Raw genomic sequence first — 10,539 nt, 5'->3', positions numbered from 1 at the left:
CTGGAGCAGAGGACTTTGCAAACCATCGACAACCCGTTCGGCACGAGGTTGTCACCCATGTCTTAGGTACACGATGTTACCTATGTCTTCGGTATGGACATTTTAAGATTTGGCGCACCCGACAGGATTCGAACCTGTGACCTTTGGAATCGGAATCCAACACTCTATCCAGCTGAGCTACGGGTGCGCTGGCGGCGATTTGTAGCCGCGAGGGGTTCATAGCGCAGACCGGAGCCGGCTTCAACGGCAAAAATCCATTGGTTACCCGAAGTATGCGTTGCAGCCGCCGCTCAGTGGGATGCAGGTGCCAAAACGCGGATTCTCATTCCAATTTCCCCTATTTAAGTTGTTTTTTTTTGAACAAATGTTGCGCTGGCGGCTTGTTCTGGCAGCGCCGTCCTGTAGGCTCGCTGCTGCATTTGGTGGGATACCGAAGGGGCGGTCGATCGCACGGATGGGGGAACAAGAAGATTGAATCATGTTTGAAAACGAAATCATAGAATCGTCTGGCGCGAAAATTGATTTTTCAGCCATGGCCGAGTTTGTCGGCTATCGTCTCCGTCGTGCCCAACTCGTTGTTTACCAGGACTTCAACGAAGCATTCGCCGCAAAGGGACTGCGGCCTGCGGACTTTGCCGTTCTGCTGCTGCTCTCCAAGAATCCGGGGCTCAAACAGAGCGAAGTGGCCGAGGCTTTGGGTATCCAGCGCGCCAATTTCGTGGCGATCGTCGACGGCCTGGAGCAGAAGGGCCTGGCGGAGCGGCGCAAGTCGGAAACGGACAGACGCGTCCAGTCGCTCTACATCACGCCGGGCGGGCTCGACTATCTCGACGAGATCCAGCCGATCCTGCGCGACCACGAGGAGCGCATCATCGCTCGTCTCGGCGGACGCGAGGCGCGCGACCGCCTCAACGAGTATCTGTTGAAACTCTACGACTGACGACGCCGCGCGGCGGTGTAAGCCGTCGCGGAGGGCGGGATCTGCCGCAGCGCGTCGTCGATCAGAGCATTGGCCAGCATCATGCGCACCGTTGCCTGTGTGCGGTAGCGCGTGGGAACCCGGTCTGGATGGTTTAGGCGGGCGAATTCGCGCCGCAAGACGGTGAGCCTGGCGGCGTCGTCGCCTGGACTGATGCCCAAATCCTCCCTCACTTCCTTTTCGGTGATCCGCCTCAGATGGGGCGGCATGGGTGGTGGTGTGTCGGAAATCTCGACGGCGGCGGCGGGTCTCTCGCCTGCGACAATCGCATCCTGATAGGGATTGTGATGAAGAAGATGTTCTTCCGCCTCATCCTCAACCTGCGGAGCTGTGGCAAGAAAGCTTGCGGAAACGCCCGACCCGCGGCCTCGTCGCCTCGGGGCAATATCTTCCGTTTCAAGCTCCGGCGGCCGCTCCGCCGATAGCCGGTCGACAACGGACTGAAACAGCGATTTTCCGAACAACATGGCGCGATCCTCTCGCAGTCATTTCAGCGCGGCAACATGGTGTCAGGCTTGCGCAGCAACAGACATCAGCTCTGCGACTGGCTCTGGCTTTGGCCGGTTGCCTCGACCACGACCGACACCGAAAGGTCTTCGTCGCCCGCCCGGCCGATCCGCATGCCCGATATCGGTGCGGCATCCGCATAGGACAGACCGGTGGCCAGCCGCACGTAACGGTCGTCAGGGCATAGGTTGTTAGCCGCGTCGAAGCCGACCCAGCCCAGTCCCTGGAGATACATCTCCGCCCAGGCATGGCTGGCTGGCTGGTCGTGCGTGCCGGTCGTCAGCAGGTAGCCGGAGACATAACGTGCCGGTATGGCGAGTGCTCGGGCGACGGCGATCATCACGTGCGCATGATCCTGGCAAACGCCGGAGCCCGCTTCCAGCGCCTGTTCGGCGGTGGTTTCCGTTCCCGTGGTGCCGGGAATGTAGGATACGGCCTCGCTCACGGCCTTCATCAGCGCATGCATACGGGCCAGATCGTTGTCCTGGGGCAGGGCGCGAACGAGCTCGCGGACAAGTTTGCCCGCCTTCGTTCGCGGCGTATCGCGCAGATAAAGCCAGAGCGGCACGTAGCCCTGGTGAGGGCCGAAAACACCCGCCTTGTCATGGGTTTCCACCTCGCCGCTCGCCACGATATTGACCGTATGGGTATCACCCTCGGTCGACACCAGATGGACGTGATTGCCGAACTGGTCGTTGAAGCCGGCTTCCACGTTTGCGCCATCGACGACGATGGTCCAGCTGATGACGTTCTGCACGGGACCGGAGCAGGGCGTCAGGCGGAGACGCTGCAGCGAATAGCTGACCGGGGTGTCGTAACGGTATTCCGAGGTGTGGGTGATCTTGAGACGCATGATTTACCCTCTGCCTCAGATGTAGAAGCGGTAGCCGTCGCTGATTTCCGCGCCCAGCCGATTGTTTCGTGTCACGAAATCCTCAAGGAATTCGTGGAGGCCCTGATCCATGATCGCCTCGATTGTGGTCGACTGTAACATTTTGCGGATGGAATCGGCCGTGTCGTGGGCGGCGAGGCGCTCCCCGTATCCCTTGGCGATGTACCCGAGATTCGAAACGATCTTCTCGTAGGAATAGGCCAGAGAACGTGGCATCTGCCCGTTGAGGATCAGGAAATCGGCGATGTTGGCCGGCCGGTATTCGCCATCGTAGACCCAGCGATAGGAGCGGTGGGCCGAGACCGAGCGCAGGATAGATTCCCACTGCATGTTATCGATCGAACTGCCGACGTGGGTGATGGCAGGCAGGAGGACGTAATACTTGACGTCCAGGATGCGGCTGGTGTTGTCAGCGCGCTCGATGAAGGTGCCGATGCGAGCAAAGTTGTATATCTCGTTGCGCAGCATGGACCCATGGAAGGCGCCACGGATCAGGCCCGCCCGGCGCTTGATGGTATCGATCACCTCCGGCAGGTCAGCCGATTTCAGCTTGCGGCCGAGCACCTGTTTGAGTTCGATCCAGCATTCATTGGTCGCTTCCCAGGTTTCCCGCGTCAGCGCCGTGCGAACCATGCGGGCATTGTTGCGACCCGATTCAATGCAGGACAGCACGCTCGAGGGGTTGGAGCGGTCGCGCATCATGTAGTCGATGGCGTCTGCCGCCGGGACCTTGCCTGTGGCGTCGCAAAAGCTCTCGCGCACGCCGGCACTTTGCAGCACGCCGTCCCAATCGTCATCGGCGGCGGTGGACCGTGTCAGCGACATCCGGAGGCCGGCGTCCACCAGGCGTGCTATGTTTTCGGCCCGTTCGATATAGCGGAACATCCAGTAGAGGCCGTTTGCAGTTCTTCCAAGCATCACCATGGCCTCAGTCCTCCAGCACCCAGGTATCCTTCGTGCCGCCGCCTTGGGAGGAGTTGACGACGAGGGAGCCCTGTTTGAGCGCAACGCGGGTGAGGCCGCCGGGAATAATGCGGACTTGGTCGGAAACGAGAACATAGGGACGAAGATCGACGTGACGCGGCGCAATGCCTTTGTTGACGAAGATCGGCACCGTTGAGAGCGAGAGCGTCGGCTGTGCGATGTAGTTGCCGGGTTTCGCCCTCAGCTTCTCGGCAAAGGCGGCACGCTCCTTTTTCGTGGCCGTCGGTCCGACGAGCATGCCGTAGCCACCCGAGCCGTGCACTTCCTTCACAACGAGTTCTTCCAGATGTTCGAGCACGTATTTCAGGCTGTCGGCTTCCGAGCAACGCCAGGTCGGCACGTTTTCGAGGATCGCCTTGCGACCGGTGTAGAACTGGACGATTTCCGGCATGTAGCTGTAGATCGCCTTGTCGTCTGAAATGCCGGTGCCGGGGGCGTTGGCGATCGTGATGTGGCCGGCGCGGTAGACATCCATGATGCCGGGAATTCCGAGAGCGGAATCCGGACGGAAGGTCAGGGGGTCGAGGAAGTCGTCATCGACGCGGCGATAGAGCACATCGATCGGCTCGTAACCGCGGGTCGTGCGCATCTTCACCTTGCCGTCAACGACCCTGAGGTCGGAGCCTTCCACCAGTTCCACGCCCATCATGTCGGCGAGAAACGAGTGTTCGTAGTATGCGGAATTGTAGATGCCCGGCGTGAGGACAGCGACACGGGGTTTGCCCTTGCAGCCGGGCGGGGCGAGCGAGGCAAGCGACTGGCGCAGCAGGTAGGGATAGTCCTCGACGCGCTGCACTTTGTTCAGTTGGAAGAGCTCCGGAAACATCTGCATCATGGTTTCGCGGTTTTCCAGCATGTATGACACGCCCGAGGGTGTGCGGGCGTTGTCTTCCAGCACGTAGAACTCGTTCTCTCCCGTGCGGACGATGTCGGTGCCGACGATGTGGGTGTAGACGCCGCCCGGTGGCCGGAAACCAATCATTTCAGGAAGGAAGGCGTCGTTCTTCTCGATCAGTTCGCGCGGGATGCGGCCGGCCTTGATGATCTCCTGCTTGTGGTAGATGTCATCGAGAAAGGCATTGAGCGCGAGCACCCGCTGTTCGATTCCTTGAGCGAGCTTGCGCCATTCGCGGCCTGAGATGATGCGGGGGATGATGTCGAAGGGGATCAGTTTTTCGGAACTGTCGGCGTGTCCGTAGACCGCGAAGGTGATGCCCGTCTTCCGGAAGATGTTTTCCGCGTCACGGGATTTGGCAAGGAGGTGAGCTGGGTCCTGCCCGGAATACCAATCGAAATAGGCCTTGTAAGGGTCCCGCGGTGAGTTCTCCGCGGTCAACATTTCATCGAATGCCAATGGCGCCGTCCCCCTTTTCTTATCATTTGAGTACAACGTTCATCACAATGCAAGAAGCGTGCACAGTTCACGAGGAACATTCGCATCATTATGCGCCGGCGCAAAAGATCGTCAGAAGCCCGGCATTTTGGCAGAGGAAACGGCCTGGCGGGTGAGGTGTTCTGAATAAAGATGGCTGGCTCCATCATTATTCGCCTATTTCTGAAACAACTCGGCGAAAACTGCTTAAATTTTAGACGCGTCTGATGCACGCATGTTTCGTCAAATGAATTCACGGCAGCGATCAGCAAAAGTCCTTTGACGATCGGGCAGGAGGTCTCTAACGCCTTTAACGGGGCGCGCCATCCGATCCTCTGCCCCGTCGTGCCGGAGTTTCTCCCTTGCTTGCCCGCCTTGCCCCCGTTCTCTTCGTTTTCCTTTGGTCGACCGGTTGGGTCGTGGCGAAGTTTGCCGACCAGTTCGCCGATCCGCTCACCTTCCTCGCCCTCCGCTATGTGGTGGCCGCGGCGCTTTTCTTCCTGCTCTGCCGCTTTACGGGCGTTATCTGGCCGCGCAGCCGGGAGACGATCCTGCACGCGATTGTCTCCGGTTTCTTCCTTCACGGCTTCTATCTCGGGGCGGTGTGGTGGGCGATCGGCCAAGGCGTGCCGGCCGCGATTTCCGGCATCATCGCCGGCCTGCAGCCATTGATGACAGCGCTCGCCGCGCCCTATCTCATCGGGGAGCGGCTGACGCTCATCCAGAAGCTCGGCCTAGGCCTCGGTTTCGTCGGGATTTCGCTCGCGGTTTTGCCGAAGGTCTTTGCCGTCGATGCCTCCGCCATTCCGGCTTTCGCGATAGCAGTGAACGTGATCGGCATGGGTTTTGTCAGCTACGGCACGATCTACCAGAAGCGTTATCTGAAGGAGGGCGACATCCGGGCGGTCGCGACGCTGCAATATGTCGGTGCCTTCGCGGTGACGCTGCCGATGGCGTTTTTGTTCGAGGACATGCATATCGGCTGGAGCCTCGGGCTTGTCGCGACGCTCGGCTGGGCCGTGATCGGCATCTCCATGGGCGCGATCCTGCTTCTGCTCTACCTGATCCGCCGCGGCGATGTGGCCAAGGCCGCGTCCCTCATCTACCTGGTGCCACCGCTTGCCGCACTGGAGGCGGCGCTCGTCTTTGGCGAGGAGTTGACGCTGCCGATGATGATCGGCACGGCGATCGCGGTGACGGGTGTTTATCTGACGAACAGAAATCCGGCCCTGCGAAGGTAAAAAGGGCGCATTGCGCCCCTGCGCCCCATTTGTTCATGATCAATATCTCGCTATATCAGGCTTCGCCGCGGCGCCCGCCGGCAGCAGCCTCGCCGGCAGGGCCGCCCTTGCCGCGACCGCCACGACGGCGCTGACCCGCTGGACGAGCACCATCATTGCGGTGCTCACGACGGGGGCCGGACGGCTTGGCGCCATCGGCGCGCTTGCCTTCGCCGGCCTGGCGGTTGCCGCCGCCCGAAGCCGGCTTGCGCGCATCCTTCGCTCCGCCGGAATGGTTGCGGTTACCGCCGCCGCCATTGCCGCGACGGCCGCCGCCATTGTTGCGGACCGGACGTTCCATCTTGGCCGGAGCCTCGCCGCCGGCAACAGCGATTTCGATGCCGATCAGGCGTTCGATGTCGCGCAGCAGCTGACCTTCGTCGGGACCGCAGAAAGCGATCGCGATGCCATCGCGGCCGGCGCGTGCGGTGCGGCCGATACGGTGGACATAAGCGTCCGGAACTTCCGGAAGGTCGAAATTGTAGACATGGCTGACGGCCGGGATATCGATGCCGCGCGCGGCGACGTCGGTGGCGATCAGCGTCTTGATCTCGCCGTCACGGAAGCCTTTCAAGGCCTTCTCGCGCTGGTTCTGGCTCTTGTTGCCGTGGATGGATGCGACCGAGTAACCGGTGAGCTCCAGGTGTTTCATCAGCTTTTCCGCGCCGTGCTTGGTGCGCAGGAAGACGATGGAACGGCCGTCCGGGTTCGCCGTCAATTGCTCCTTCAAGAGATCCGTCTTGTGCTGCTGTCCACGGGCGAAATGCACGTATTGCTCGATCTTGTCGGCGGTACGGCCCGGAGGTGTTACTTCGACCTTTGCCGGATTGGTAAGGAAGCTGCCGGCGAGATCGGCGATCTGCTTCGGCATCGTGGCCGAAAACAGCATTGTCTGGCGGCGTGCCGGCACCATCTTCGAAATCTTGCGCAAGGCGTGGATGAAACCGAGGTCGAGCATCTGGTCGGCTTCGTCGAGCACCAGGTGCGTGACGTTGCGCAGGGTTACGGCGTTGCGCTCGATCAGGTCGATCAGACGGCCGGGCGTGGCGACGAGGATATCGGTGCCGCCGAGAAGCTGCTGCTGCTGCTTATTGATCGAGGCGCCGCCGACGACCTGTGTGATCTTCAGCGGGAACTTGCGGCCGAAGGCCCGCAGGTTGTCGCCGATCTGGTTTACCAGTTCGCGGGTCGGAGCAAGGATGAGGACACGGGTCGAACGCGACTGCGGCCGGTCTTCGCTCTTCATCAGCATTTCGATGATCGGCAGGCCGAAGGCGGCCGTCTTGCCGGTGCCGGTCTGGGCAAGACCGATCAGGTCGCGGCCTTCAAGAAGGACGGGAATGGCCTGGGCCTGGATGGGGGTGGGGGCGGTATAGCCGAGCTGAACGAGGGTCTTCAGAGTGTTCTTGGATAGGCCAAGCTGGTCGAAATTGGTCAAAGTCATGCCTTTCGGGGGCGCCACAGGCATAAATCGGCGCACGCAGCTTCGCGTTCCGACTGCCTGATGGCGTCAAGAACCCCGCGTGAATTGGGAACTTGTGTTGAAAAAGCTTTCCAGCGCGTCCGGCCAACATTCGCGAGGCCCGCATTCGCTGCGCGCTTGCCCTTCTTCGCGTCTCTTACTGTCGCAGGGCGCGCTCACGCGGCGGCCGGAAAGGGAAAGCTGATTTGCAAATGGGCCGTTTGCTGCCGAAAGTCAAGTTATTCTTCGCAGTGCGGCAAAACGATGGGTAGCGTTCAATCACGCGCCAAAGGTCAAAGTCACTGACAGCCCGCCGGTTTTGCGATTTTCAATGGCGACACCGATCCCGTAGATTTCGCCGATTTCCCGGACGATCGAAAGGCCAATCCCGCTTCCCGGCGTCTGCATGTCCAGCCGGACGCCCCGGTGCATGATCGCATCGATCTGCTCCGGCGGAACGCCCGGACCATCGTCCAAGATACGCAGGCGTGGTGCGCGATCATCCGTTTCCGCCTCCACGATGATCTCGTGTCGGGCCCACTTCATCGCATTCTCAAGCACATTGCCAAGCATTTCCTGAAGATCGTTGGGGTCGACCGGCACTGTCAGGTCGTCCGGTACACGGGCGATCCAGGATAGGGTTTCTCCCTGCGGCGAGCGTTTCAACGTTCTGATAATGTTGTCGATGCAGCGCGCTGGCGACGCATCGGAACGCCGCAGACCGGCATTGGCGGCAATGCGGCTGCGGGTCAGTTCGTGATCGACGTGGGCCCGCATGACATCGGCGAGATGTGCCAGTTCGTCGGCGATCTGTGTCTCGCCCTTGTCGTGCAGGGTAGCGGCATCATTGGAGAGAATGGTCAGCGGGGTTTTCAGCCCGTGCGCAAGATCCGCTGCCCGGCTGCGTGCCTTGTCGATAATCAGTTGCTGGGCGTCGAGCAGGCTGTTGACGGCACCGACGACTTCCTGAAGTTCTGCCGGATACTGTCCGGTCAGGCGCTCCGCCCGTCGTTCCCGCACGCGGTTCAGCCCTTCGCTCACCGAAGAGAGGGGGCGCAGACCGATGATGAGCTGCACCAGCGAAGCGGCAATCAGGAAGGCTGCCAAGGCCACCATATAGGGAAAGAGATCGGTCGCGAACGATGAACGCGCCTTCGCAACCGCTGCGACATCTATGCCAACGGCGATACGCACCGGATGCTGCCCGTCTGGCGCGGCAACGATAACTTTCCGCTCCTGAACGAGCACGGTCGATTGTTCGGGGCCTTCCAGATGGTATCTATGGACCTCTCCGGTTTCGTGGCTGTCCGCGGGTAGGGGAAGGGTATAGTCCCAGAGGGATGGGGAGCGGAGCTGTTCGGACGTCCGGTCGTCGACGATCTGCCAGTAGAGACCCCCGTAGGGCTCGTTGAAGCGCGCATCGACGGGGCGGTCCGGCAACGTGAGACTGCCTTCGGCAGAAAACCGGATGCCGCCGGCGATATTGGTGCCGTGATCGGCCAGCTCCTCGTCGATCCGCTTTTCGAAGGTGCGGGTGAAGAGCTCCACGAATGCGATTCCCGCAAGCGAAAGGGCCAGAACCACGGTGACTAGCGAGACCAGCAGAAACCTGCCGCGAATGGACCTGCTCAAGGCGCGGCGCCCCCCAGCCTGTAGCCGTAACCGCGCCGGGTCGCGATCACGTCCTTTCCGAGCTTGCGGCGGAGACGACCGACCAGGACCTCGATGGAGTTGCTGTCACGCTCGAAATCCTGAGCATATAATTGCTCGGTCAGTTCCGCTTGCGATACGTGGCGATTTGCGTTGAGGGCCAGATGGCTGAGGCAGCGGTATTCCAGCGGTGTCAGGTCGACAGGCAATCCGCCGACGGTTACGGTCTTGTTGCGGGTGTCGACCGCGAGGTCGCCGAACTGGAGAACCGGATTGGCCTGTCCCGAGCTGCGGCGGATAATCGCTCTCAGACGCGCCAGAAGCTCCGCCATCTGGAAAGGTTTTGTCAGATAGTCGTCAGCGCCGGCGTCGATGCCTTCGACGCGTTCCTGCCAGTTGCCCCTGGCGGTCAGGATCAGCACCGGTGTTTGCCGTCCGGCGGCGCGCCAACGCTTCAGGACCGACAGGCCGTCCATTCCGGGCAGGCCAAGGTCCAGAACGACAGCCGCGAATTCTTCCTCGTCACCCGTAAACCAGCCTGCCTCACCGTCTGTTTCGTGGACGACAACGAAGCCTGCGCGTTCCAGATGCGCGATCGTGTCTCTCGCGATGCGGGGGTCGTCCTCGACCAGGAGAATGCGCATCAGTCGTTCTCAATCTCCAAAATCGAACCGGTCGCGGCGTCGACCTCGACCTCCACCAGCCGGCCGTCGCTTCTCAGGACCCGAAACTCATAGACAGCGCGATCATCTTCCAGGTCGAACTGCGTGTCGACAATCTTTCCTTCGACGCGGTTTGCGACGATCCGTCTGAGCTCTGCCAGCGACTTCACTTCTCCGCGAGCAACCTTTTCGCGGAGCCTGTCCCTTTGCCGATCATCCTCGTCGTGGTCGTGGTCGCGGTCGTCATCATCAGCGACGGCGATGCCGGTCGACGCCAGTGCGCCGACCAGCGCGACGGATCGGATCAGAAACTCTCTGCGCGTGCGGATCATGGCCTGACCATAGCACCGCGAAACTGAAAATTCGCTGACATTCACCGTCAGCCATCGCTCAGCAGCGGTCAGCTAATTGTTTCGCCAACGGTCGAGAGCAATCCCGCCTCGTCGTTTCAAAAGGACTTTATCCGATGAAGAAGCTGATCATCCTTTCGCTTATGACGCTGTCCGCTGCTGCCGGTATCGCCCGCGCCAGCGAAAATCACGAATGCAACGTGCCGAAGGACAAGTGGATGACCGAGGACGCCATGAAGGCCAAGGCGGTCGAACTCGGCTACGACGTGCGCCAGGTCAAGGTCGAAGACGGTTGCTACGAAGTCTATGGCATCAAGGACGGCAAGAAGGTCGAGGCGATCTTCAACCCGGAAACCGGCGAGCAAATCGGCTCCGAGGGAGACGACTGATGGTCAACGCCG

At 60.9% G+C, this 10,539-nt stretch carries 11 protein-coding genes and 1 tRNA gene; 3 read left to right on the top strand and 9 right to left on the bottom strand.

Annotation, left to right across the window (positions count from 1 at the left end; translation table 11 throughout):
- Positions 1 to 110: 110 nt before the first annotated feature.
- Positions 111 to 187, bottom strand: a tRNA-Arg gene (locus J5J10_RS03470).
- A gap of 291 nt (positions 188 to 478) precedes the next feature.
- On the opposite strand from J5J10_RS03470, the gene J5J10_RS03465 reads away from it, so the two are divergent.
- On the top strand, positions 479 to 940 hold the full coding sequence (locus J5J10_RS03465; protein ID WP_246745855.1) for a MarR family transcriptional regulator: 462 nt from the start codon (positions 479 to 481) through the stop codon (positions 938 to 940).
- Here J5J10_RS03465 and J5J10_RS03460 read toward each other — a convergent pair.
- The 4 genes from J5J10_RS03460 to J5J10_RS03445 all read right to left on the bottom strand — a co-directional run bounded on the left by J5J10_RS03460 (position 931) and on the right by J5J10_RS03445 (position 4,716).
- The gene (locus J5J10_RS03460; protein WP_211928851.1) at positions 931 to 1,446 is read right to left on the bottom strand and encodes a hypothetical protein; all 516 of its coding nucleotides are present in this window, start codon (positions 1,444 to 1,446) and stop codon (positions 931 to 933) included. The two genes, J5J10_RS03465 and J5J10_RS03460, sit on opposite strands and share 10 nt — an antisense overlap.
- A gap of 65 nt (positions 1,447 to 1,511) precedes the next feature.
- Positions 1,512 to 2,339, bottom strand: a complete 828-nt coding sequence (locus J5J10_RS03455; protein ID WP_211928850.1) for a transglutaminase family protein — start codon at positions 2,337 to 2,339, stop codon at positions 1,512 to 1,514.
- Between the two features lie 15 nt (positions 2,340 to 2,354).
- On the bottom strand, positions 2,355 to 3,296 hold the full coding sequence (locus J5J10_RS03450; RefSeq protein ID WP_211931123.1) for an alpha-E domain-containing protein: 942 nt from the start codon (positions 3,294 to 3,296) through the stop codon (positions 2,355 to 2,357).
- A 10-nt stretch (positions 3,297 to 3,306) separates the two neighbouring features.
- Positions 3,307 to 4,716, bottom strand: a complete 1,410-nt coding sequence (locus tag J5J10_RS03445) for a circularly permuted type 2 ATP-grasp protein (protein ID WP_208552068.1) — start codon at positions 4,714 to 4,716, stop codon at positions 3,307 to 3,309.
- A 380-nt stretch (positions 4,717 to 5,096) separates the two neighbouring features.
- On the opposite strand from J5J10_RS03445, the gene J5J10_RS03440 reads away from it, so the two are divergent.
- The gene (locus J5J10_RS03440; RefSeq protein ID WP_211928849.1) at positions 5,097 to 5,975 is read left to right on the top strand and encodes a DMT family transporter; all 879 of its coding nucleotides are present in this window, start codon (positions 5,097 to 5,099) and stop codon (positions 5,973 to 5,975) included.
- Positions 5,976 to 6,030: 55 nt separating this feature from the next.
- Here the strand turns inward: J5J10_RS03440 and J5J10_RS03435 are convergent, their stop codons facing one another.
- The 4 genes from J5J10_RS03435 to J5J10_RS03420 form a co-directional block, all read right to left on the bottom strand.
- Positions 6,031 to 7,458, bottom strand: coding sequence for a DEAD/DEAH box helicase (locus tag J5J10_RS03435; RefSeq protein WP_211928848.1), 1,428 nt, complete (start codon positions 7,456 to 7,458; stop codon positions 6,031 to 6,033).
- 297 nt (positions 7,459 to 7,755) lie between these two features.
- A complete protein-coding gene (locus J5J10_RS03430; protein ID WP_211928847.1) occupies positions 7,756 to 9,108 on the bottom strand; it encodes a HAMP domain-containing sensor histidine kinase in 1,353 nt (450 codons plus the stop codon).
- A complete protein-coding gene (locus tag J5J10_RS03425) occupies positions 9,105 to 9,770 on the bottom strand; it encodes a response regulator transcription factor (protein ID WP_208552058.1) in 666 nt (221 codons plus the stop codon). Before J5J10_RS03425 ends, J5J10_RS03430 begins: the two co-directional genes overlap by 4 nt.
- On the bottom strand, positions 9,770 to 10,120 hold the full coding sequence (locus J5J10_RS03420) for a PepSY domain-containing protein (protein WP_211928846.1): 351 nt from the start codon (positions 10,118 to 10,120) through the stop codon (positions 9,770 to 9,772). Before J5J10_RS03420 ends, J5J10_RS03425 begins: the two co-directional genes overlap by 1 nt.
- 134 nt (positions 10,121 to 10,254) lie before the next feature.
- Here J5J10_RS03420 and J5J10_RS03415 point away from each other — a divergent pair, with 134 nt between their 5' ends.
- Positions 10,255 to 10,527, top strand: a complete 273-nt coding sequence (locus tag J5J10_RS03415; RefSeq protein ID WP_208552052.1) for a PepSY domain-containing protein — start codon at positions 10,255 to 10,257, stop codon at positions 10,525 to 10,527.
- Positions 10,528 to 10,539 lie beyond the last annotated feature (12 nt).

The organism is Ciceribacter sp. L1K23, assembly GCF_018122705.1.
Classification (GTDB): domain Bacteria; phylum Pseudomonadota; class Alphaproteobacteria; order Rhizobiales; family Rhizobiaceae; genus Allorhizobium.
Note: the sequence above shows the minus strand (reverse complement) of the source record. Positions and strands in the feature narration are given on the sequence as shown.